Annotated in this window: 12 protein-coding genes and 1 tRNA gene; 12 read left to right on the top strand and 1 reads right to left on the bottom strand. The window is 40.0% G+C overall.

Annotated elements, in window-relative coordinates:
* The first annotated feature begins 124 nt into the window (after positions 1 to 124).
* From iadA to BLS16_RS07660, 5 genes are all read left to right on the top strand, one after another.
* The gene (iadA, locus tag BLS16_RS07675) at positions 125 to 1,288 is read left to right on the top strand and encodes a beta-aspartyl-peptidase (protein WP_092331903.1); all 1,164 of its coding nucleotides are present in this window, start codon (positions 125 to 127) and stop codon (positions 1,286 to 1,288) included.
* Between the two features lie 146 nt (positions 1,289 to 1,434).
* Complete coding sequence (gene fusA, locus BLS16_RS07670; protein WP_092331900.1) at positions 1,435 to 3,453, top strand: elongation factor G; 2,019 nt, start codon at positions 1,435 to 1,437, stop codon at positions 3,451 to 3,453.
* 235 nt (positions 3,454 to 3,688) lie between these two features.
* Complete coding sequence (locus BLS16_RS23510) at positions 3,689 to 3,865, top strand: hypothetical protein (protein WP_176786103.1); 177 nt, start codon at positions 3,689 to 3,691, stop codon at positions 3,863 to 3,865.
* A gap of 115 nt (positions 3,866 to 3,980) precedes the next feature.
* The gene (locus BLS16_RS07665) at positions 3,981 to 4,556 is read left to right on the top strand and encodes a TetR/AcrR family transcriptional regulator (protein ID WP_092331898.1); all 576 of its coding nucleotides are present in this window, start codon (positions 3,981 to 3,983) and stop codon (positions 4,554 to 4,556) included.
* Between the two features lie 51 nt (positions 4,557 to 4,607).
* The gene (locus tag BLS16_RS07660) at positions 4,608 to 8,954 is read left to right on the top strand and encodes a 2-hydroxyacyl-CoA dehydratase (RefSeq protein WP_092331895.1); all 4,347 of its coding nucleotides are present in this window, start codon (positions 4,608 to 4,610) and stop codon (positions 8,952 to 8,954) included.
* Positions 8,955 to 9,391: 437 nt separating this feature from the next.
* On the opposite strand, the gene BLS16_RS07655 is transcribed toward BLS16_RS07660, so the two are convergent.
* A tRNA-Trp gene (locus tag BLS16_RS07655) sits at positions 9,392 to 9,465 on the bottom strand.
* 182 nt (positions 9,466 to 9,647) lie between these two features.
* Here BLS16_RS07655 and BLS16_RS07650 point away from each other — a divergent pair.
* The 7 genes from BLS16_RS07650 (at position 9,648) to BLS16_RS07620 (ending at position 25,807) form a co-directional block, all read left to right on the top strand.
* A complete protein-coding gene (locus tag BLS16_RS07650; RefSeq protein ID WP_092331893.1) occupies positions 9,648 to 10,475 on the top strand; it encodes a PHP domain-containing protein in 828 nt (275 codons plus the stop codon).
* 12 nt (positions 10,476 to 10,487) lie between these two features.
* On the top strand, positions 10,488 to 11,525 hold the full coding sequence (locus BLS16_RS07645; RefSeq protein WP_092331890.1) for a potassium channel family protein: 1,038 nt from the start codon (positions 10,488 to 10,490) through the stop codon (positions 11,523 to 11,525).
* A 90-nt stretch (positions 11,526 to 11,615) separates the two neighbouring features.
* Positions 11,616 to 12,503 (top strand): BON domain-containing protein, encoded by an 888-nt coding sequence (locus BLS16_RS07640; protein ID WP_092331888.1) that lies wholly within the window; start codon positions 11,616 to 11,618, stop codon positions 12,501 to 12,503.
* A 276-nt stretch (positions 12,504 to 12,779) separates the two neighbouring features.
* Entirely contained in the window at positions 12,780 to 13,742 is a 963-nt protein-coding gene (locus tag BLS16_RS07635) for a metal-dependent hydrolase (protein ID WP_092331886.1), read from the top strand.
* A gap of 74 nt (positions 13,743 to 13,816) precedes the next feature.
* A complete protein-coding gene (locus BLS16_RS07630) occupies positions 13,817 to 16,309 on the top strand; it encodes a DNA translocase FtsK (RefSeq protein WP_092331882.1) in 2,493 nt (830 codons plus the stop codon).
* A 134-nt stretch (positions 16,310 to 16,443) separates the two neighbouring features.
* The gene (locus tag BLS16_RS07625; protein WP_092331879.1) at positions 16,444 to 25,023 is read left to right on the top strand and encodes a glycoside hydrolase family 94 protein; all 8,580 of its coding nucleotides are present in this window, start codon (positions 16,444 to 16,446) and stop codon (positions 25,021 to 25,023) included.
* 55 nt (positions 25,024 to 25,078) lie between these two features.
* The gene (locus tag BLS16_RS07620; protein WP_092331877.1) at positions 25,079 to 25,807 is read left to right on the top strand and encodes a class I SAM-dependent methyltransferase; all 729 of its coding nucleotides are present in this window, start codon (positions 25,079 to 25,081) and stop codon (positions 25,805 to 25,807) included.
* The last annotated feature ends 266 nt before the right edge of the window (positions 25,808 to 26,073 follow it).

Raw genomic sequence — 26,073 nt, 5'->3', positions numbered from 1 at the left:
TTTAGAGAACCTCTCTGGAGCAAAGGAATTTAACATATTATGAAGAAAATGTTAATGAATGTTAATTCCTATGGAATATCAATCTAACATTGGGGCACTATACCTCTTGGGAGGGGGTATTAATTTGTGGAAACTCTTTAAAAACGCTAAGCTCTATTGTCCTAACGTTTCAGCGGAAACTGATGTCTTAATTGTAGGGACTAGTATTGCTGCAATCGGAAAAGATCTAACCCTTCCCGATTTTGTAGATGGAAAAGTGATAGACCTTCAAGGAAAAGCATTAGTGCCAGGTTTTATTGATGCCCATGTACATATATGCGGAGGAGGAGGAGAAGCGGGGCCTGCCTCCCGTACTCCTGCAATCCAGCTTTCGCAGCTTTCCCGTGCAGGAACTACTACAGTCGTAGGTTGTCTGGGTACTGATTCCATATCACGTTCTATCGCTGAACTGTTGGTGAAGGCGAATGCCCTCCAGGAAGAGGGGGTAAGCACCTATATCTATAGTGGGGCTTATCATGTGCCGATGAGAACTTTATTGCCAAGCCTGGAACAAGATTTAGTATTGATTTCAAAGGTTATAGGAGCAGGCGAAATTGCTATTTCGGATCATCGCTCAGCTCAACCTCAAATCAGCCAACTCCAACAGTTAGCTGCAGAGGCCCGAGTGGGCGGCATGCTGGGTGGCAAGGCTGGAGTTGTACATATACATCTGGGAGAGGGAAAACAAGGCTTAAAGCCAATATGGACGATACTGGAGCATACAGATATTCCTATCACTCAATTTGTTCCAACTCATATTAATAGGACCCCCACTTTATTAGATCAAGGGATTCAATTTCTCTTAGCTGGAGGAAATATTGATCTGACGGCAGGGTGTGACGATTTTTCTGTTGACCTCCGAGTGCCTGCTGTTTTGAGAATGCTGCATGAGCGCCATTTGCTCAATGATCGAGTCACTGTAACATCTGACGGTAATGGAAGTATGCCTCGTTATAACGACGCAGGGGCGCTTATAGGCATGGGAGTAGGATCAGTAGAAGTTCTATGGCGCGATATAAGGACGGCGGTTTTAGAAGGCCTTCCTTTAGACGTCGCCTTACCAACAATTACAGCGAATGTAGCAAATATACTTTGTCTAAAGAATAAAGGGATGATTCGCGTTGGCTATGATGCAGACCTAGTAGTTTTAAATAATGACCTTGAGGTTGAAGCTGTCTGGGCCCTTGGAAAGTGCATGGTGTTCGACAAACAACCCCAAGTATGGGGAACTTACGAACAAAGCAATTAATAATTAACTAACATGAGAATACTTGCTCTACTCTAATCAATAGATTAGTACTAATCTGGGATCTGAGACATTAAAAACTCCGGTTATCTGTTGCGAGTAAAAGGCTGTGACCTTTTTCTTAAATAACAAATCAAGGAGGAATCGTCTTGAAAACCTATGACACTAAACAACTTCGCAATGTTGGTCTAGTTGGGCACGGCGGAGCAGGAAAGACTTCCCTGGCGGAAACCTTTCTCTTTAATTCAGGTGCGATCAATCGTATTGGTAAAGTTTCTGAAGGAAACACAATCTCAGATTATCTACCCGAAGAAGTAAAACACAAGGTGTCAATAAGTACGAGTCTTATTCCATTTGAGTGGCAAGGTGTCAAAGTAAATGTCCTTGATAGTCCAGGTTATTTAGATTTTTTAGGTGAAGTAAAGAGTGCCTTGCGCGTGGTGGAATGTGGAGTGCTCGTTCTTTGCGGAACAGCTGGGCTTGAAGTTCAAGCCGAAATAGCTTGGGGTCTGATGGAAGAACAAAAATTACCTAGAATTATTGTTATTAATAAACTAGATCGTAAGAATGCTAATTACCACAAGGTCTTGGAACAACTCAAAGATGCTTATCCTCAGGCCCGACTTGTTCCTGTTCAAATTCCCCTAGGGCAAGAATCTGGTTTTACGGGACTCATAGACATTCTGGATAACAAAGTCTATGAATATGATTTGGATGGCAGTGGGAAGTACTCAATTAAAGAAGTTCCAGATGAGTACAGGGAAGAAGTTGATCTTCTAAGGGAGCAATTGACTGAAGTAGTTGCCGAAGCAGACGATGAACTACTAATGAAATATCTGGAAGGAGAGGGGTTGACCGAGGCAGACTTACAGAATGCCTTGCAGTTAGGGTTAAAACAAAATCTTGTGATTCCCGTACTCTGCAGTTCCGTGAGCAGGAATATTGGAGTTTCAAAGCTTATGGACTTCCTGGCAAAATACGCTCCAGTACCTGAAGTAGTCTCGGAAACATCAGCCCTTGTTTTTAAAACCTTAACGGATCCTTATGTTGGGAAGATGTCTTACTTACGTGTTTATGGGGGGAAAATCAAAGCCGAGTCCTTCGTCTATAATTCAAGTCGTGATGTAGAAGAAAAAATTGGGCAGCCGTTTTATCTTAGAGGTAAAACTCAAGAGCCTATCGGGTTCGTGTGTGCAGGAGACATTGCAGTTATCGCAAAGCTGCAAGAGGTAAAAACTGGAGATACCTTATGTGGAAAAGAACACCCTCTAAGGCTTGAGGGGATCGATTTTCCCATTCCTACTCTGTCGGTAGCTATCCAACCCAAAACTAAAGGGGACGAGGATAAGCTTAGCGGTGCATTATCACGCTTGCTTGAAGAAGATCCGACGATAATAAAAACTAAAAACACAGAAACAAAAGAGTTGATTTTGACAGGATTAGGAGAGATGCAAATCGATATTCTTCAAGAAAAACTTGCCAGGAAGTTTGGAGTAGAGGTTACGTTAAAAGTCCCTCGAGTTCCCTATCGTGAAACGATTCGTAAGGCAGTTAAAGTTGAAGGAAAGCATAAAAAGCAAACGGGTGGTCATGGTCAATATGGTCACGTATGGATTAACTTAGAGCCATTAGAAGGAAGTGACTTTGAATTTACAGAGTCAATTTTTGGCGGTGCGGTTCCCAAACAATATATTCCGGCGGTAGAAAAAGGAATTAGAGAAGCAATGGCCGAAGGGGCAATGGTAGGATATCCTGTAACTGATATCAAGGTTACCCTTTGTGATGGTTCATATCATGCCGTAGATTCTTCGGAAATGGCCTTTAAGCTTGCGGCGATTATGGCTTTCCGTAAAGGTGTAGAGCAAGCCAAACCTACCTTGCTAGAGCCGGTTGTTGAAATTGAAGTACACGTTCCTGAAGCCTTCATGGGTGATGTAATTGCTGACCTAAATGGTAAGAGAGGGCGAGTGTTAGGAATGGATAGCAGTGGAAAAACTCCATCTATTCGAGCTCATGTACCGCAGGCTGAAATGATGCGCTATGCCATAGATTTAAGAAGTTTAACTCAAGGGAAAGGTTCATTCACGATGAGTTTTCTTAGATATGAAGAAGTCCCCAGCAAGATAAGTGAGGCATTAGTCAATCAATTAAAAACCGCCAACAATTAATAGAAAGATTCAATAGGGCTGGAAATTAAAGTTCCAGCCCTATTGTTGTGTGGAAATGAAAGTTCTTCTTTTTATGAAATGTTTTAGATACTCGTTCTTATAAAGATTTTTGGACAGGGAATCAAGTGATTCTTAGCTTCAGATGAGTTTGTTAAGAGGAATACTTACTCCATCTGAAGCATAGAAGAACTTATCCAGGGACGTAGCAGCCGTTATCTCATCCTCACCGCTAAAGTTGTTCTGTGTAGTTTGCGGTTCGGCGAAAGCAACCTGCGCCGTTATGCTTTTCTTTGGTGCAGGCGGCTTGGGCGAAACCCTCACCCGGGTTTCGTCACTGGATGCTTTCGTACTTATAGAAGATGGGAGTTTTACGGCTGGAAGTCATCGGATAATCTTTTATCTGGAGAACTGAATACAAATATAGGAAGCAGTTCCGTCATGATGATGGATTGAAGTTGTTTTAGAAGAATGATAAAATACATATGTTAGTAATAACTAACATTATTCTACATTGATTGGAGGACACTATGTGTACTACTGAAGATAAAATAATTGATGCAGCAATTGTCCTCTTTTCACAAAAAGGTTATACTGCTGTAACCACTAAAGAAATTGCCAAAGAAGCAGGCGTTAGTGAAATGACCCTTTTTAGACACTTCGAAAACAAGCATAATCTATTTGAAAGAGCATTTGATAGATTTGTTTTCACCCCGAAATTTATTGCTCTTTTTGAAAACCTAGAATGGAATTTAGAACGAGACCTATTCAATATATGTTCTTCCTACCAAGATGTATTAAGGAAAAACCAAAAAATCATATTGATGCACTTAAAGAATGATGAATTTAATCCTCAATTTGAAAAAATGTTATTGAAGTTTCCGAATGAGTTTAAGAATCTATTGAGTAGTTATTTCGAAGAAATGCGGAATAGAGGTGTCATAGTTGAGAACCCGGAAACCTTAGCCGTTAGCTTTTTAGCAACTAACTTTGGCTTATTTTTCACATCATTAGTAATGAGCAAGCTTACATTTAACACGGATCTTCAGACATGCATTTCAAATTATGTTAAAATATTTACAAAGGGCATAAGCCTTCAAAAGTAATGAGGTCACGCTATTAACTAGAATGTTCACCATACATTGTGGAGGAAGAGAATGAGTAAAGTTTTGAATATTGGTTTGGATGTTGGCTCTACAACTGTTAAGATAGTTGTTTTAGATAATCATAAAAACATTCTTTATAAGAGATATTTACGGCATTTTTCCAATATCCGAAACACAGTTATTACCGTACTGGAAGATGCAAAAAGTGTTATAAATGGACATTTACTAACCCTAATGGTCACTGGATCAGGCGGGTATAATATTTCTCAAAAACTAGAAAAGCCCTTTATTCAGGAAGTAATTGCCTGTACGAATGCAATCAAAGTTGTAATTCCAAACACAGACACAGCTATTGAACTCGGCGGTGAGGATGCCAAGATAACTTTTTTGGGAGATTCTATCGAGCAAAGGATGAATGGCACCTGTGCTGGAGGTACTGGGGCTTTTATTGATCAAATGGCATCTTTATTACAGACTGACGCTCCCGGATTGAATGAACTTGCCAAAAACTATCATCACATTTATCCAATCGCTTCCAGGTGCGGTGTATTTGCCAAGACAGACATACAGCCTTTACTAAATGAAGGAGCTGCCAAGGAGGACATTGCTGTTTCTGTTCTCCAAGCTGTTGTAAACCAAACGATAAGCGGACTTGCCCAAGGACGCCCCATTAGTGGAAATGTCGCCCTATTAGGTGGGCCTTTGCACTTTATGTCAGAGCTAAGAAATCGCTTTATTGACACCCTTAAACTAGAAGGAAATAAGGTTATATTGCCGGATAATTCCCAATTTTTTGTGGCCATAGGTGCAGCATTATCGTCGACTGAAATGGTTCCCTTTACAGTTAAAAGCTTGTTTGGCAAAGTACCTGAGATTCATAAAATCGATAACTCCGAAAACCACGAATTGGAAATCCTGTTTGCTTCAAAGGCAGAGTACGATGCTTTTAAGAAGAGACATGATGAGCATAAGGTATCGAGAGTAGATATAGATAATTATCACGGAAATGCCTATCTGGGTATTGATGCCGGTTCAACAACTACTAAGCTTGCTCTTGTCGATGAAGAAGGGCGCTTATTATACTCTTATTATGGAAGTAATATGGGTAAACCCCTAGAGTCTACCATAGACGCTTTAAAAGGTTTATATAATAAACTTCACAATGGCGTAAGAATTGTAAATTCCACTGTTACTGGCTATGGGGAACATCTTATTAAAGCAGCTCTCGGAGTGGATATCGGAGAGATCGAAACAGTCGCCCATTACACAGCAGCAAACTTCTTTCAACCGGGAGTCGAGTTTGTTCTTGACATTGGTGGACAGGACATGAAGAGCTTGGTTATCCGTGATGGAGTGATTGAGTCAATTACCTTGAATGAAGCGTGCTCTTCGGGCTGTGGATCCTTTGTAGAAACCTTTGCAAACTCCTTAAACATGGACGTTAAAGAATTTGCTCAATTAAGCGAGAGATCCAGGCATCCGGTAGATCTTGGAACACGTTGTACGGTTTTTATGAACTCTAAAGTAAAGCAAGCTCAAAAGGAAGGGGCAGAAATTAGTGATATTTCTGCAGGAATATCCATTTCAGTCATTAAGAATGCCTTATTTAAAGTTATCCGGTTGCGAAGTGTAGAAGAACTGGGACAGAAAATTGTTGTCCAGGGAGGAACATTTTATAACGACGCTGTCCTCAGGGCTCTTGAAATAATTACCAAAAAAGAAGTTGTCAGACCGGATATTGCAGGGATTATGGGAGCATTTGGGGCTGCTTTAATCGCTAGAGATCAATATGAGCTTGGCTGTCAAACGACCCTGGTTCAGGGGCATGACTTGTTGAACTTCACTACAAAGACCACAATGAAACGTTGTGGATTATGTGGAAACAACTGCTTGATAAGCAGCAAACACTTTTCTGGTGGAAATGAATATATTTCAGGAAATCGCTGCGAAAGAGGGTTGGGAAAAGACCTTATCAAAAGTGATATTCCTAATCTTTACGAGTACAAATACAAAAGAATCTTTAAATATAAACCTTTAACCAATGAAGAAGCAACGAGGGGAACTATTGGAATTCCCAGAGTTTTAAACATTTATGAGGACTATCCATTTTGGTTCGCCTTTTTCACAGAATTAGGGTATCGTGTTCTCCTTTCTGGTCGATCTTCCAATAAGATTTATGAACTGGGGATGGATACCATTCCTTCTGATTCTGCTTGTTACCCAGCTAAGATAGCCCATGGCCATATAATAGATTTAATTAAAAAAGGGATTAATAAGATATTCTATCCTTGTATCCCTTATGCTCGAAAAGAAGATCAAGAAGCTGACAACCACTATAATTGTCCGATAGTTACCTCTTATCCGGAAACTATTAACGCTAATATGGACAGTCTGAGAGAGCAGCAGGTGACCTTTTATCATCCTTTCTTACCATTAGATATGCCCAGCAGAATGCTAAAACGACTCTCTGTAGAATTAGAACCTGAGGGAATACCCAAGTCCGAACTTGCTCGAGCTCTTGATAAAGCCTATGCAGAATTAGATCGATACAAAGAGGATGTCAGGTTAAAAGGTGAAGAAACTCTAAACTATATTCGAGAAAACAAAATCAAAGGAATTGTCCTCGTTGGCAGACCTTATCACATTGATCCTGAAATAAATCATGGCATACCCGAGATGATAAGCTCCTATGGTTTTGCAGTTCTATCTGAAGATTCAATTCAACACTTGGGTACCGTAGAAAGGCCATTACGGGTTGTTGATCAGTGGGTTTATCATTCCAGAGAATATAATGCAGCAAGTTATGTAGCTCAGCAAAAGGATTTAGAATTAATTCAGTTAAACTCATTCGGTTGTGGGCTAGATGCCGTGACGACTGATCAGATAAAAGAGATTCTTGAAGCCTACGGAAAAATTTATACAGTCCTCAAAATTGATGAGATTAATAATTTGGGAGCAGCTAGGATTCGTTTGCGCTCGTTAATCGCGGCAATTAAAGAACGTGATAAAAGGAAATTCATCCCTAAGAAACTCTCCCAATATCCTAAGAGAGCTGTCTTTACAAAAGAGATGAAGAAAACACACACGATATTAGCCCCCCAAATGTCGCCTATTCATTTTCAATTCTTTAAGACGGCCTTTGAAGATTCTGGGTATAGTATAGAATTTTTGCCCTCTGTGGATAAATCAGCAGTTGATGAAGGCTTGAGGTATGTTCATAATGATGCATGTTACCCAGCCATTATTGTAGTAGGTCAGTTAATGAAGGCCTTAAAATCCGGAGACTATGATATCAACAACACTTCGGTGATAATGACACAAACGGGTGGAGGCTGTCGAGCTACAAACTATATTTCCTTTATCCGAAAAGCCTTAAAAGATGCGAACATGGAACATGTCCCAGTCATAGCCTTGAATACAGGAAATTCATCCGGACTGGAAACGAATCCAGGGTTCAAATTTACTATTCCAATGTTTAATAAGATTATGCGAGGACTAGTTTACGGAGATTTATTGATGAGGGTATTATATAGGGTGCGTCCTTATGAAAAATTTCCGGGCTCTGCAAATCTCTTGTATGACTATTGGGTGAAGCGGTGTCAAGAATCTCTAAAAAATGGGAATAGTAAAGAACACTCGGAGAACATCCGTCAAATTGTGGCAGATTTTGATAGTCTAGAACTATATGAGGATCTGGTTAAGCCGAAGGTTGGTGTTGTAGGTGAAATATTGGTTAAGTTTCACCCGACAGCCAATAACAATATCATAGAATTGTTAGAAGCTGAAGGAGCTGAGGCAGTAGTTCCCGACTTAACTGACTTTCTTTTATATGGTGCCTTTGATAACCGAATAAAATATCAGCAATTATCGGGCAGCTTTTGGCAGATGGTTTCAGGGTATTTTTCGGAGAATCGAATTGAATCTTATCGAAAAGTTATGAAGAAGGCGCTTGAAGCCAGCAAACGTTTTGAACCACCTAAACCAATCGAAGAAATTGCTAAGTACGCTGAAAAACACCTTTCGCTAGCCAATCAGTGTGGTGAGGGATGGTTCCTGACAGGAGAGATGGTTGAACTGATCCGCAGTGGGGTAAACAATATCGTTTGTTTACAGCCCTTTGCTTGCTTGCCAAATCATATTACCGGCAAAGGCATGATCAGAGAAATCAGACGCTCCTACCCGAAGGCCAACATTGCGGCAATTGATTATGACCCGGGAGCAAGTGAAGTCAATCAACTTAATCGAATTAAACTTATGCTCGCAGTGGCTACGGAAAATATAAAAAAAGACGCTTTTGAAGAGCCCCCCTCAGCCTTAGAAAAAGAGAAAAATTTACTCGAACCTAAGCTCACTATGTTAAGTGGAGAATCAAACTTAATTGAGTGTAAACTAGATTAAAATTAGTTAAAAAGCTCAACCTATTTTTTAGGTTGAGCTTTTAATTTGACCGATATTCACAAAGTTTGTGTTAAATGTTTTAGACAGATAATAGCCTGGGTTAAACCCAGGCTATCGCTTTGGGGGCTACGTTACTTCGAGTTTTCTGATTATTACTAATAACAGAGCGATTATTACTAATAAAGCTACTAAAACACCTAAGAATCCTAAAAGCATTCAGTTCACCATCTCATTTCAGAGTCACATAAGAATGAGACGTTTGTATATTCTATTCAGCATGTCCGAGGATGTTCTGTTTTCTATATTAAAAGGTGATTAAATTCTGTTATCTGTAATTAATTTATCTTTACTGACTGTTAGCCAATTGAACATTATGACATGCAGCGTGATGGCAATTAAAAACACCGCAATCACTTGCGATGTTAATCTTTTTTTTGTGGCAGGGGATGAGAGAGTCGAACTCCCACTGACGGTTTTGGAGACCGCTGTTCTACCATTAAACTAATCCCCTATGTTTTTGCAACGAAATGAATTATATCGGAAAAAGTTAAAAGTGTCAATACGTTTTAGAATTTTTTTGAGATATATTAATTAAATATAGAACAGGCAGGCAGGATTTTTGAAGAAAAACAAGAATAGGCATAGTATAATATATATTACAAAAGCAAAATACAATTTGAGGGAGGGATGTATTTGAGGTCCGATTTACACATTCATACTCATGAGTCTGATGGCTTGCTTTCAGTAGAAGAGGTCATTAGCCTTGCTCATGCTAATAATGTTCAAACTATAGCAATTACGGACCATGAAAGCACGCAAGCCGTCAGCAAGGCTGAAAAACTTGCTGAAGAACTAAATATCAAAATTATCCCTGGAGTAGAATTATTAACAAGCTACCGAGGTCATGAGGTTCACCTTCTGGGGTATTTTAATAATGTTAATCATCCGCTTCTCCAAGGGCGTTTAAAAGAGATCCGAACACAGCGCACTAATTTAGCCCATGATATGGTTGATTGTTTAGTTAGCAATGGAATAGCTCTAAAATGGCAAGATGTTGAGAAAGAAGTCGGTGCCGATGGTGCCGTTACAAAGGGGCATATCATGAGAGCTATGTATCACCAGGAAGACGGCAACTCTTCTAAGAACTGGAGAGAGATAGCAGCACACTTTCGTCCGGGAGGAGTAGCCCACTTACCCTATTTAAACCATGCTTTTGAGGATGCCGTAGATTTAATATTCTCTTGTGGAGGACTTCCAGTTATAGCCCATCCAGGACTACTCTGGGATCCCCAAATAGTGTTTTCGTTATTGGCCTATCGTCCAATAGGACTTGAAGTATATTATGGATATTGGGAAAGACAAACGGTGCTGATTCAATATTACACGGAGGTTGCTGAAAAAAATGCAATCATAGCAACCGGTGGAAGTGATTATCATGGACCTTCAGGGTATGTAAAGCTGGGACAAATAGATATACCCTATGAAAATATCCTTAAGCTAAGGGATTACTTAACAATTTGAGACTAATAGGTAATGCTTGACTTAACAGAAGAGGTGCAAATCGTGGTTAGAAGGGTTTGGATAGCCTTTATCGCTTTACTTGTTACAATAATCATAGGCACAGCTGGGCTAGTAATTACAGAGCATCTTACTATATCAAGGGCTATCTATCTTACGGTTCAGACAGTAACTACGGTGGGATTCGGAGACATTCAGGCTCAAACCGAAGCAGGGCATATCTTTTTAATATTCCTTATGCTGAGTGGAGCTGGTGCTATGTTATATTTTGCTGGACAATTAATGGCCTTTCTGATTGAGGGTCAGTTGGCTGGAGTATATTGGAGAAGAAAGATGAACAAAAAAATAGAAGAACTAGAAGATCATGTTATCGTTTGCGGAGCTGGACGTGTCGGCAGGCAAGTTGTTTATCGCCTTCGTAAAGAAGGTGCCCAATGTGTTGTAATAGAACAGAAGGAAGAGCTGGCTAACGAACTTATTGCAGAAGGCTTTTTAGTTATTAATAGTGATGCTACTCATGATGAAACCCTGAATAAAGCCGCCATAAACAAGGCTAAGGGACTTATCTCTGCTCTTCCGGAGGATTCTCTAAATGTCTTTGTCACTTTGACGGCCAAAGGACTGAACCCTAATATTAATGTGGTAGCACGTATGGATCAGCCGGAGTCTGAAAAAAAGCTGCTTCGTGCAGGGGCTGATAAAGTCATTTCCCCTGCAACCTTAAGTGGTTGGAGGATGGCCATGTCTATATTAAAGCCTATTAGTATAGAGTATCTGGAAACTGTTATTCATGACCATAATATCGAAATGGAAATGGTAGAACTGAAAATTGATGAAGGATCCTGTTTAGTTGGTAGGACCTTACTAACAAGTGGGATTAAACAACAAACAGGTGCAATTGTACTAGCTATCTTACGAGAAAATCAAGTAATCAGTAATCCCAATGCTGGTGACGAAATATACCAGGGAGATCTATTAATTGTCTTAGGTTTAAGAGATCAATTACATCGGTTAGAAGAACTTGCCGCAGACTTTTCAAATTGTAAATCTTAACAATCCCATTGCTTTTGGTTAAAAGGAGAAGTCTTGGGATAAAATACCCTCTATCGAAGCAGAAACACTTTTCATGGTGGAGGGAGATTTATGCGAAATTCACGTTCTGAACAAGACATCCTGCAGGATATTAAAAAACTTATTCAGACTCATTTTGGAGAGAGCGCTCAAGGTATACATGTTGATGTAAAAGGGGATCGAGCGACAATCTGGGGAACAGTAGACAGCCTTGTAGAAAAAGATTTTTTTGGAAGTAGAATAGCAAGGATTGCTGGGATTAAAGAACTGGATAATTCGCTGACAGTAGCCAATGACGGGAAGATCATGGATAAGGATATTGAAAGAGACATTATTGAACGTTTCCAAGGGTCTAACTATGAGGATATTGCCCGCTTAGGATGCCGAGTTAGCCGGGGTATTGTTACTTTACTGGGACATTTAGATAATCAAAGTGCCGAGCGATTTGCCAAACGTCTGGCTTCACAAATTAGAGGAGTTAAAGAAATTCGAAGTGAAATTCAGTTTTTAGAAAAAGCTGTAGACGATGCTACATTAGTCAATCGTATTGAAACTGCATTTGTTGAGTCACCTTGGGTAGATGCCCATGAGATTAAGACTGAGGCCCGTAATGGATTAATTACCCTAACCGGTCTTGTCGATACTCAGGAAGCAATGGAATGGGCGGTTGATACCGCTTATAAAGTGTCTGGAGTAAAGGCAGTAGTTAGCGAGATTTATACTCGGCATCAATCTCAAGGAGACGATCTGTGGTTAACAGAACAATTAGTTTCTAAGCTTGGTCAACACCGTCTAAATTCAGGGCAAATACGCGCTTTTGTTAAAGGTGGGATCGCCTTTTTAACTGGCGAAGTTTACTCCGATGAAGATAGGGAATGGGCTGAAAAGATCATTCATCACATTCCTGAAATCCACGAAGTTAATAATTCAATAAAAGTAGCCGCACATTCAAGTAAATAAACAACCTTAGTTACACAACTAGATAATCACAATTCTCTGAGCCTTCATAACACTTATTAGTGTGATGAGGGCTCAAAGTTTTGCCCTCAAACCTTGCGGTAAATGATATTAGCCTAAAGGTTTGATTAATAAACTTGCTTCAATGATTTAGTTATAAACATAAAATGGTATTACAGCAATAAAAAGACAATGTTTTTTCATTGCTTAGTCGTGCTATAATGATGACTGTATATTAAAATGCCTTAAGAATGCATCAAAGTAAAGATGAGGTGAACTATTCTGGATCCACTGACACATGGATTAATTGGGATCGCATTTAGTAGTCTATCCGGTCATCCGCTACAGCTTAATGATCCGGTTTTTTTAGGTTGCACGTTAGGTGCAATCCTCCCGGATTTAGATATTATTGCTCATGTAAAAGGTCGCTTGAATTATCTGTTAAACCATAGAGGTGCCAGTCACTCACTAATTGCCTTGACAACATCTGCTTTAGGGCTCAGTTCTGCTCTATATTTTCTTTTTCCAACTACTTCATGGTCTACTGTTTTTATTTGGACTTTAATAGGAACAATGTCTCACGGAATTTTCGACTTATTGAATTCTTACGGGGCAGAACTTTTGTGGCCTTTTTCAAGAAAAAAGATAACCCTCGATATGATTATGCTCACAGATCCGGTGGTACTAGGTTTAGTATTCTTATCACTAATAACGTCCCTTATTAGTCCTGAGATTGCCAGAACATCTTCACTCAGTGCTATACTACTTAGTGCAGTATATTTAGGACTTAGGTATTTAGGTAAGATTGAAATAAGAGATCGTTTGGCCAATGCTTATAATCTTGAGGATAAGGAGCAAGTAAAGATTATTCCAGCGATGTATCATCCTTTCAATTGGAATTTTTTGCTTTTCCAAAAGGAGCAGGTAAGCTTTGGAACCATTCGCAATCAGGTGCCTGCAATTTGTCGTGTCCTACCTAAAGTAAACGGGGATAATCCGTCTGTTGCTAATGCCTTGGAAGGGAATCTGGCTGAGATATTCAATCAATTTACACCGTATTATCACGTGATTGCCCACTATAAAGATAATGAAGAGTGTGTTGTAGAATTCTTGGATTTGCGTTATTGGGCCAAGGGTGACTTTATCTATACTGGTAATGTCTATTTAACCTTAGAGGGAGAAATATCTCATGAAATATTCCATCCTTTGCCCAATCAAAAAGGTGTGCAACTGAGTTATTGATGATAATATCAAAAAAATCTTTGACATTCCCCTAGAATATCTACCATAATGAATAATTGGAGGAGGTGGAAGATATGTCAAAAAAGAAATCAACAACTAATTATTTTTTTTGGCTTAAACTAGCAAGTGCACTTTTATTTACAGTTTCCTTTCTAGGGCTCTTAGGTGCTTTTGGTCTATCCATTGGCAAATATATCGATAACTTTTTCACAATCACAATGGGAAGTCTAGCCTGGACTGGTCCCTTCTTATGCTTTATAATAGGACTTTTGCTTTGGGTTAATGCGTCAAAAATCGCTGATTTAATAATGGAACCAGCTAAATCCAAGAAAAATCCTCCTAAAAACCCTATGAATTTTGAACAAATACAAGACTCTTCTGACATTCCTCTACCTGCAGGAAAAATTGTATCCCTCAAAGGATTTAATCAATATTTTTCTTCTCCTGAATGGGTAGAGCTGAAGGATAAAGATAACTTAATGAATGAGGAAATGAAAGAAATAGGAACAGATTTTCCGTCTTACTTTGGAACAGGAAAATCTGTTTTTACCACAAAAAGGTATGGCTTGACAAGTTTGAAAGGGCTTAATAATTATTTTACAGAGGTTGATAAGGAAGCTAGTGCCAGTGTTAATAGTCTTCAAAATAGACGCCATGAATCTGGGAATCAATCCAATATTTCTACTGAAAAACGAGAAAAATATTCACCAATATTTAAGACTAAAACTGAACAAGAAGAGTTCTTGGCTCAGTATAAAGAAGATTGTACTTCTCTTGTAATTGATTCGGTTGATTCTGAAGACACAGTGGAGAAGAGGCATATTGCAGAGATTCAGCAAGAAGTAGCAATTCAACAATCTGACGAACTTGAAATCGAACTAGAATCCAATGTTGAGGAATTATCCGAGCTGATAATTGCAACTGAATACGAAGCTCAAACAGAAATCGAAACCAATAACGAAACCAATAACTATAGGGATAACTATAACGATAAAATTTCTGAGCTTACATATGTTCAATCAGAGGTTGCTGCGGCTGAGCTTATCTTAGGATATAGTACTTATGAGAATAAAGAGATCGATTCTGTCTCAAAACCAAAGGTAATTGAACAAGTTACAAAGGCGTGTGAGGTTAATGTCGAAGAACTTAAGCAATGGGAGTTTCCGGGTTTTGATATCCTAGACCCATTGCCGGAAAAAACGATTATCCAAGATACAGAAACCTCTATGCAGCTAGAAAAAGTACTTTTTGATTTTGGAGTTAAAGCTAAATTAATTCGGGTGACGAGAGGGCCTGTCATTACGCGTTATGAGCTAGCTCCTGCACCAGGTGTTAAAATTAGTAAAATTGTGAATTTGTCCGACGATATTGCCCTTGCTCTGGCTGCTCGCGATGTGCGAATTGAAGCACCAATCCCGGGAAAAGCTGCAATCGGCATAGAGGTTCCCAATAAGCAAGCTTTATCAGTAGTTTTTAGAGAGGTGTTAGAAACCCCAAGTTTTAAACAGCATTCTTCAAAACTTAAGGTCGCCTTAGGTAAAGATATTTCAGATCAACCAATTATCGCTGATTTGATAAAGATGCCTCATTTACTCGTTGCAGGGGCCACAGGTTCAGGGAAAAGTGTATGTATAACTACAATCATCAATTCTATTTTGTTTAATGCTACTCCAGACGAAGTTAAGCTGTTGCTGGTAGATCCCAAAATGGTTGAACTCAGTCAATATAACGGTATTCCACACCTCTTAGCCCCTGTCGTAATTGATCCAAAGAAGGCTGCTAGTGCCCTAAAATGGATTGTTAAAGAAATGGAAAATAGATACGAACTGTTTGCTGCTTCAGGCGTTCGAGACATTGAACGCTATAATCGTCTAAACTTTAGCGAATCTTCAACTAAACCGGCATTACCCTTTGTTGTAGTGATAATTGATGAGTTAGCTGACTTGATGATGGTTGCTGCTGGAGAAGTGGAGGAAGCGATCTGTCGTTTAGCTCAAATGGCAAGGGCTGCAGGAATTCATTTGGTAATAGCTACCCAGCGTCCATCAGTCGATGTCATTACTGGAGTCATTAAAGCCAATATTCCTAGTCGGATATCTTTTGCTGTTTCATCACAAATTGACTCACGCACTATACTAGATGCGACTGGGGCAGAGAAATTACTGGGCAGAGGAGATATGCTCTATTCTCCTCTTGGTCAAAATAAAGCTCTTCGAGTCCAAGGGTGTTTGGTAACCGATGACGAAGTACAAAGAGTAATAATGCATTGGAAAGGGATGGGGAAACCCGAGTACCTGGATCCTGAAAGACTCTTTGCCGAAACGACTGTCAAAAGCGAAGAGGGTAATGGTCCAGATGACGCTTTATTTATAGATGCCGGTCAACTATTAATTAGGACAGGTATGGCTAGTGTATCTTTTCTTCAGCGCAGATTAAAATTAGGCTATACCAGAGCTGCACGTTTAATGGATATGCTAGAAGAACAAGGGGTTGTAGGAGGCTACGAAGGAAGTAAACCTCGACAAGTGCTTATAACTCTCGAAGAATTTAATGAACGTTTTGGATAAGTAAACAAAAAATCACTCTTGCCTTTTGGTAAGAGTGATTTTTTTTGTTATCCTAAAAACATTTTGGATGAATGAAGTGAAAAGAAATGGGAATAATTCATAAATAATGTAAAAAAATAAGACGGAGATGGAGAATGAAGTTTTTTACACGATCATTAACTAAGAATAAGCCCTATAAAGATATTGTACTTCATGGCGAAGACCTGCTTAGTCACGCTGAAGAAATTGCTAGATCAAATGCGAATCAGGGGACTGGCTATTTAAAGCGCTCCCTGCTGCCCAGAGTGAAGCAAAACATAAAATTTTTAGAACAGGCTTACCGGGATATCTCGGAGTATTCTGCAAGAACGCAAGATAGTGTACCTGCTACCGAATGGTTATTAGATAACTACTATAGTTTAAAAGACTTAAAAGTTGAGATTGAAAACAGTCTTCCTGATAAGTTTGAACGTCAGTTGCCCATAAATTCCATAGGAGATTTTCAAGGATATCCAAGAATTTATGGGGTGTTGATTGAACTTGTTGAACACACGGATAGTCAGATACAAGGAGAAACACTTAAAGCGTTTATCAAAGCTTATCAAGTTCAAGTACCTTTATCAAGCGGTGAACTCTGGGCGATCCCAATCATGCTGCGCATTATTCTTTTGGAAAACATTCGTAGAATCACAGAACAAATAATTTATAATCAGACAGAAAGAGATGCTGCAGATCAATGGGTATTCCCTTTGCTAGAAATTGAACACGGTTCTGAGGAGTGGAGTAGTCTTTTAAAGACTCTAACTCCCCAAGAGGAATATTCATCTGCCTATGCAGACCAACTTCTAAAGCGTATCCGTGACATTGGATCCGATGTGGGTCCCCTTTTACAATGGGTAGATAGAGCTGTAGCAAAACAAGATACGACTATCGAAGAACTTGCCAAACTGGAACGTCAGAGACAAACTATGTATCAAGTATCAATGGGCCATGCAATTTTAAGCATTCATTTTATCAACGCTGAAAACTGGCCCCGTTTTTTTGAAGATGTCAGTTTAGTCGAAGGTTTATTTGCAAAGGATCCAGGCAACATTTATTCAGCCATGGATTTTCAGTCCCGAGATTTCTATCGACACTGTGTTGAAAAGATTTCTAGGATTTATAAAGTATCGGAATTAGTTGTGGCACGCAAGATACTTGCTAAGGCTGAAAAGGCAAACTCTGAGGAGGATACGGAAGCAGCGCATGTCGGATACTATTTGCTTGGAAATGGTCGAGATGGCCTTGAGAAAGAATTAGAAGAGGACTTTGGGAAATCAAAGTATCTCTTGTATAGGGTGCGCCAAAAAATCCGTAAAAGGCCAAACCTTTACTATTTTGGCAGTATGTTGATTGGTATAGGAATTATATTGACCTTAGTACTTAATTATGTGCTTGACCATACACCAATTTCCTTGAGCTTTGCATTTCTACTATTTGGACTGCTGATTTGGTCAAGTAGCCTGGTCATCCCATTTCTAAACTGGATATCTTCGGAACTATTCCGGCCATCATTTTTACCGAAACTGGAGTTAGGGGAAGGTATCCCTGATGAATTAAGGACAATGGTTGTAATTCCTACTCTATTAACGAATATTAGTAGAGTTAATGAAATTGTCAGTGAAATTGAAGTTTATCATCTTGCCAATCGTGATGAGAACATACATTTTGCCTTACTCGGTGATTTTGCAGATGCTGCTTCCGAAAATACACCGGAAGATAGTGGAATTATTTCGGCCGCTACTGCTGCCATTGAGAGATTGAATACTAAATATGGCAGAGAACGATTTTTCTTTTTTCACCGAAAAAGAATTTATAATAATTCAGAAGGCGTATGGATGGGATGGGAGCGCAAACGTGGGAAGCTTGTAGAGTTCAATCGCCTTTTAAGGCAAGTAGGTGCAACAAGCTATAATGTACAAATTGGAGAAATTTCGATACTTTCAACCATTCGGTATATTATTACTCTTGATGCAGATACACAATTGCCGCGGGGGATTGCCAAGAAGCTGATCGGGACTATTGCTCATCCTTTGCATATCCCAAGACTAAGCAGTGATGGAAAAAGGGTGGTTCAAGGTTACGGCATCCTTCAACCTCGAGTAGTAGTATCCGTTCTAAAAGCTAATGCTTCAAAATTTGCTCGGATTTTTTCCGGCAAAGTGGGAGTTGATCCATACACAACTGCCGTCTCGGACGTATATCAGGACTTGTTTGGAGAAGGTATTTTTACGGGAAAAGGAATTTATGATATAAATGTCTTTCATCAAGTAACCGATCAATCATTTCCGGATAATAAAATTTTGAGTCATGATTTAATTGAAGGGATCTATGCTCGGGCAGGATTAGTCTCTGATGTGGAACTTGTCGATGGCTACCCAGCTAATTATCTCGCCTTTATGTGTCGCCAACATAGATGGGTAAGAGGGGATTGGCAGCTGTTACCTTGGTTATTCAAGCCACTGCCAATTTTATCTCGGTGGAAAATTCTAGATAATTTAAGGAGAAGCTTGGAAGCACCATCCCTACTCTTGCTAATAATACTAGGCTTTATTGCTCTTTCAGGAAATCCAATTATTTGGGTTGGAATAATTTCTCTAAGCTTATTTTCGCCCATTGTCTTATATCTGCTTAGTCAACTATTTACCGAGCGTTCTGACAAGGGGAATCTCAGTCATGACTTGATTACCCTAGGGATACAGTTTTTAGTTCAATTCTTGTTCCTTCCCTATAATACTTGGATTATGTTGGATGCGATAGTTAGGAGTCTTTATCGGCAATTTGTTTCACATCGTCATCTATTAGAATGGGAAACTGCTTCGGATGCCGAAAAGCGCATAGACGCTAATTTTAAAACTATGACTAATACGATGTGGCCCGTTATTCTCTTTGTCTTACTCACAGTATTATTTATCTATTCCTATTCAACAAAATTAGTGCTTTTCATTCCGGTTATGATTGCTTGGCTTGTCTCAATATGGGTTGCCCATTATATAAGTATGCCGATTCAACACAAAAAGGCCACGCTCTCAACTTCAGAAGAGTTTGTCTTACGGAGGTACAGTCGGAAAATTTGGGCCTTTTTTGAAGAGTATGTTTGTGAACAGGATCATTGGCTTCCTCCGGACAATGTTCAAATTGAACCACCTAATGGTGTTGCTCATAGGACTTCGCCTACCAATATAGGCTTAGCATTATTAACAAATTTAGCAGCCAGAGATTTTGGGTATATTCCTTTAACAAAGGTGCTTGAGAATATTCAGCATACCTTTCAAACTATAGAAAAGATAGAGCAATGGCAAGGGCATCTTTATAATTGGTATGATACACAGACTCTAACCCCTTTAGAACCTCGCTATATCTCAACAGTTGATAGTGGTAACTTCGTTATGTACCTAATGACCTTGAAATCTGGGCTTGCAGAGCTTTTGGAAAGACCTTTATTCGACAGGCAATTAGTTAAAGGACTTAAGGATACCCAGGTTCTTTTGCTTGAAGCAGTAGGCGATGATGCTTATGATGAGCTTAAATCCTTTAATCTGGCTTTAGATGAAGTATTAAGATCATCTGAAGAAAGCTGGAATCTCAATACTTGGCTGAAGCTATTATCAGAGTGGCCAGAACATATTATAGATCAAGATCTGGGTAAAGAGGGATTGTATTGGGCTAATCGACTGGATACTATGGTAAGATCATTTCGTTTTGAACTAGAAGAATTATGTCCATGGGCAACTGGTTCCGGTAGTTTTGTAACAGTATCACCACTAGGCGAGCAAGTAATGATTAACTTAACTATGGATAGTTTGGTAAAACAGTATTCTGAAGGACTTAGAAACGGTAGTCCTATTCCTGAAGAAAAAGAGATTATTGAGACTGCCCTTAGAAAGGTGCTTAATTATGTTCAAATATCCAAGGAGCTTCAGCTAAAGCTTGAGAAGATGGCCTTAGCTACAGATTTTACGCCCTTGTATGATGAATCACGTCAACTATTCTCAATTGGTTATCGAGTTGCAGACAGTAAGCTTGATAATTCTTATTATGATCTCTTAGCTTCTGAAGCACGACAAGCAAGCTTTTTTGCAATTGCCAAAGGGGATGTGCCAGCGAGCCATTGGTTTAAACTTGGACGTTCTTTAACCTTAACCAAAGGTAAACGTAGTTTAGTTTCCTGGAGTGGGACGATGTTTGAATTTTTAATGCCTCTTCTTGTGATGCGGAATTATGAGGGGACTCTTCTCCATGAAACCTATGACTCTGTTGTAAATGTTCAAAAGAAGTATGGCCTGGAGCGTAATATCCCATGGGGTATTTCAGAGTCTGGATTCTATGCTTTTGATCCACAATTGAATTATCAGTATAAAGCGTTTGGTGTTCCAGGACTGGGCTTAAAAAGGGGATTGATTCAAGACCTTGTTATAGCGCCATACGCAACCTTTTTGGCTCTCCAGGTTGTTCCTCGCGAAGCTGTGAATAACATTTCTGCCATGGAAGAAAAGGGTTTTAGCGGTCGTTACGGGCTTTATGAAGCTATTGATTTTACTAAGGATCGTATTCCAGTTGGGCGTTCCTATAGGGTTGTCCAGAGTTTTATGGCCCATCATCAAGGGATGAGTCTCTTAGCAATCGATAATGTGCTATTTGAAAATGTTATGCAGGAGAGGTTACACAACGAAGCACTAATTCAGTCCTCGGAGCTTTTACTCCAAGAACGGATTCCTGATTTTGTACAAATTATTCCACAACCCGAAGATGAGTATCAGGTTATGCAAAAGCAAACGAAATCTCAAGATGTTGAAAAGAATCAGTTTGTTCTATTAAATAATGTCAACAGTCCTATCCCGGTTGCTCATTGTATCTCTAATGGCCAGTACTCTGTCATGATGACGAATTCGGGATCAGGGCTTAGCCGTTATAAAAATATTAGCCTTTCGCGTTGGAGAGAAGATGTTACAAGGGACTCATGGGGTGTCTACTTTTATATTCAAAATCTCAACTCAGGAGATGTATGGTCAGCTGCTTATCAACCTTGTAAAACCTTAGGTGAAGATTACAAAGCGACCTACGCACCAGATCAAGTAGAGTATTGTCGAAAGGATGGTAATATTACAACCCATACCGAAGTTGTTGTATCCCCTGAAGACAATGCAGAAATGCGCCGTCTTTCCTTGACAAATCATAGTAAGCATGACAGAACTGTCGAGGTAACCAGCTATTTTGAAGTAGTTCTGGCCAGACAAAACGATGATCTGGCTCATCCAGCATTTAGCAACCTCTTTATTGAAACTGAATTTGAGAATGACACCCTTTTAGCGTCGCGAAGACCAAGGAGTGAAAACCAAACCAGATTATGGCTTATGCATACTGTTGCAACAGAGGGAGAAAAAGTAGGTTCTCTGCAATTTGAAACAGATCGTTCTCGTTTCCTTGGACGGGGCAGGAGTATGGCGAGACCTCGTGCAATGGATGCCAATCATCCTTTATCGAACACGGTTGGAGCAGTTCTTGACCCTATCATGAGTCTGCGTCAGCGAGTGAAAATCCCACCAGGTCAAACCGCCAGAATATCCTTTTCGATTGGCTATGCAGAGAGCCGTGAGGAAATAAATCGCATTGCAGAGAAATATAGAGATCCTCTATCAGTAAATAGAGCATTTGAGTTAGCCTGGACCCACAGTAAAATGGAACTTCGGCATTTAAATCTGACATCGGCTCAGGCCAATGAGGCTTTAAGCCTTGGCGGACATCTGTTATATTTGAGTCCTTGCCGCAGAGAATTTGAGGAATGTATCCAACAAAACCGTAAAGGGCAATCAGCTTTATGGCCATATGCGATTTCTGGAGATCTTCCGGTTGTACTTGTTAGAGTCTCTAGTGCGGAGCACTTGGACTTGGTACGACGTATCTTGACAATTCACGAATACTGGAGGCTAAAAGGGCTGTTGGCCGATCTCGTAATTCTGAATGAGGATGAAAGCGGATATGTACAGGCTTTTCAAGATACATTGCGTGATTTTGTCTCCATGGGACATGCCAGAGATCTTTTGAATCAGCCAGGGGGTGTCTTTCTCCTGCAAAAAGGCCTTGTTAAAGGGGAGGATCTTAATTTACTCTGTACTGTAGCCCGTATAACCTTTAGTGGCGAGGGAGGCTCCTGTTCTGCCCAAGTACGGAAAAAGGCCAAGCTCAGTGTGAAGGAATCTATGAAGATGTCTAATGAGACTAAAGAGATATCTGGATCAAAGGATGAAGCAAATATTAGTAAGTACCAAGATAGGATTGAGGGAATTGGAAGTCCACTGAATTTTGCTAACGGGTACGGCGGTTTTAGTGAAGATGGGAAAGAGTATATTATCGAGTTACAAGAAGATAATAATACTCCCTTACCATGGATTAATGTTATTGCAAATTCAAGCTTTGGCTTTCAAGTATCTGAGGTGGGAGCTGGATATACTTGGTCGAGGAATAGTCGTGAATACAAGCTTACTCCTTGGTCAAATGATCCGATTCTTGACCCTGTTGGTGAGGCCTTTTTTCTCACGGATAATGAGACTGGGGAATCTTGGTCTGTTACAGCCAGTCCCAAACGTGATAGCGGCGTCTATAAAATAAGCCATGGACAAGGATACTCGATTTTTGAGCATTGTAGCCGAGGCTTGAAGCAAACGTTGAATCTTTTCGTGCCCATAGATAAGCCGGTTAAGATAGTTGAACTAACTCTAGGAAATAATAGCGATCGTGAAATGACACTAAGTGTAACCCATTATGTCGAGTGGGTCATGGGAGTAGTGCGGGATCATACTGCTCCTTATTTGGTGACTGAGTATAACCAAGAACTCAAGACGTTCTTTGTCAGAAACACCTATCAAGAAGAGTATATGGGAAGGATTGGATTTGTAACGGCACTAGGTGCAGAGGTTAAAAGTTATACTGGAGATCGATCTGAATTTATTGGGCGTAACGGAAGTTTGGAAGATCCAATTGGCTTGAAGCTGGATTCATTGTCCGGAACAATTGGCGCAGGGCTTGATCCGTGTACGGCAATGAGGATTGAACTAGTAATTAGGCCTGGTGAGACTAAGACGGTGACAATTTTAGTAGGTGAAACAGAAAATAAGCATGCGGCAGAAGAGATTATCAAATTCTATCGTCAACCTGAGAAGATTAATGATGCCTTTACCGAGGTTAAGCGGTATTGGGATAAAGTTTTAGGAAACATTCAGGTACAGACTCCAGAGTTGTCCATGAATTTGCTTTTAAACAGATGGCTGATGTATCAAACGGTAGTTTGCCGCTTATGGGCGCGTTCTGCTTTTTATCAATCGGGAGGAGCCTATGGTTTTAGAGATCAGCTTCAGGATGTGATGGCTCTGGTTTATACGAATTCATCTGTTACTCGACAACAGATCCTCATTCATTGCAAACATCAGTTTAGAGAAGGGGATGTGCAGCATTGGTGGCATGCGGAAAAAGGGAAGGGAATACGTACTAAGTTCTCCGATGATTTGCTGTGGTTACCGTTTGTGACTATTCACTATATTGATCGGACTGGGGACACTAGTGTTTTAGATGAGCTAACCGAGTTTTTGGAAGATGAACCATTGAAAGACGGTGAAGATGAACGATATTCGATTCCAACTGTTTCTGAGGAGCAAGGCACTGTATATGAGCATTGTCTGCGTGCCATTGAGAGAGGATTAAGGTTTGGTGAGCATGGGTTACCCCTTATCGGCTCTGGTGATTGGAATGATGGCTTTAGTCGTATAGGACACAAGGGCAAAGGGGAAAGTGTTTGGCTGGGCTGGTTCTTATATATTACTTTGACTCGCTTTGCAGACCTTTGTGATTTACGTCAAGATCAAGACCGTGGAATTCGCTACCGCAAGCTAGCGGAAGAGCTCCTCAATAATATTGAACAGCATGGTTGGGATGGAGGATGGTACAGACGTGCCTATTTCGACGATGGAACCCCCTTAGGATCGTCCCAGAATTCTGAATGCCAAATTGATGCTTTAGCCCAGTCGTGGTCTGTACTATCAGGAGCAGCCAGGACTACTCGTACTCAGGATGCTATGTTAGCACTAGAACATTATTTATGGCGAAAGGAAGATGGTTTACTTCTCCTTTTAACCCCGCCGTTTGACAAGCTATTGCCTGATCCCGGTTATATAAAAGGATATGTACCCGGCGTGAGAGAAAACGGAGGACAATACACTCATGGAGCCGCCTGGGCTATATTAGCCTATACTACTTTAGGAGAAGGGGACAAGGCAACGGAACTTTTTCAGATGCTGAATCCTATTCATCATGCTAGAACAGAACATGAAGTGAATCGCTATAAGGTAGAACCCTATGTCATGGCCGCAGATGTTTATGCTACTCAATCCCATGTAGGACGAGGAGGATGGACCTGGTATACTGGAGCGGCCGGGTGGATGTATCAGGCAGGAGTGGAAGGTATTTTAGGCTTTAAACGCCTCGGAGATTCTTTAGTTTTGAAACCGTGTATTCCTAGTCGTTGGGCAGGCTTTAGCATGACTTACCAATATGAATCTACAAACTATGAGATTAATGTGGAAAATCCTAATTCTCGCTCCTTCGGATGCCAGAAAATAATGATTGATGGTGAAGTGTTAGAGGAACCGGTCATACTCCTCAAGGATGATGGTCAAACACATAAAATTCATTTAATCCTCTAATGAATTGGCATTATGGTTAAGAATATTGTAAAGTGGGGAGGAGGGGGTTGAAAGGATGGATTTTTATCGCTCCTTATCTGAGCATTATGATGAGATATTTCCGTTAAAGGAACCGCAGAAGTCATTTTTAAATGATTATGTGACCCAAGAAAAACTAAAATCAATCTTGGATATTGGTTGCGGTACAGGGACATTTGCCTTAGAAATTAGTCGAATGGGTTTAAAAGTACTTGGTGTTGATTTAAGCGATGAGATGATTGGAATTTCCAAGAAAAAGGCCCAGGGGTTTTGGGGGGACGCATCCTTCGCAGTTGCAGACATGCGGGATCTAAGCAAAATCGAGACTGAATTTGAAGGTGTACTATGTTTAGGAAATACCTTAGCACATGTTTCCGGAGAAACTGAACTAAAGGATGTAATTGTTGAGTTCTTGAAAAAGGGAACTCACCTGTTAGTGCAAACAGTTAACTATGACCGCATGCTGGCTGCGAGAATTCGTGAGTTTCCTGTCATTAAGACTTCTCATCTCACCTTTTATCGTTTCTACGATTATAGGTCCGATGGGAAAATCGACTTTTCCATGAAAATTGAATTTCCAGATACCAAAGAAGTTGTCTCTGGGGTTAATATTTTGTTTCCAATCACAAGTGCTGTTTTGAAAAAGGCCTTACTCGAGGCTGGTTGGGAGATATCTGGAGTGTGGGGTAATTATGAAGGAGCTTCTTGGACGGAGGATTCTCCAGCAACAATTATTGCTGCAAAACGCAAACTAGTTAAGAAGTAACCACACGTAATGCCGGCAACCTTTGCTCATTAAGGGTTGCTGGCTTTTTTTATCTCAATTAAAAATATTAAGCAAAAAAAGAAATTCTTCACTTTTAGTATAATTTTAAAGGAATTTCAGGAAATATGGTGAATAAGTAGAGTATTTAAAGCTATGGCAGATCATACCAATTCCTGACTTTAGAAGTTAGAGGGGTGAAAAATAGCTGAATCGCTTGGAGCACAAGCGATTCGGCTATTTTAAAAATGTCCTATTATTTCAGGTTT

The organism is Desulfosporosinus hippei DSM 8344, assembly GCF_900100785.1.
GTDB classification, from domain to species: Bacteria; Bacillota; Desulfitobacteriia; order Desulfitobacteriales; family Desulfitobacteriaceae; genus Desulfosporosinus; species Desulfosporosinus hippei.
This window is presented reverse-complemented; position numbering and strand designations above follow the sequence as displayed.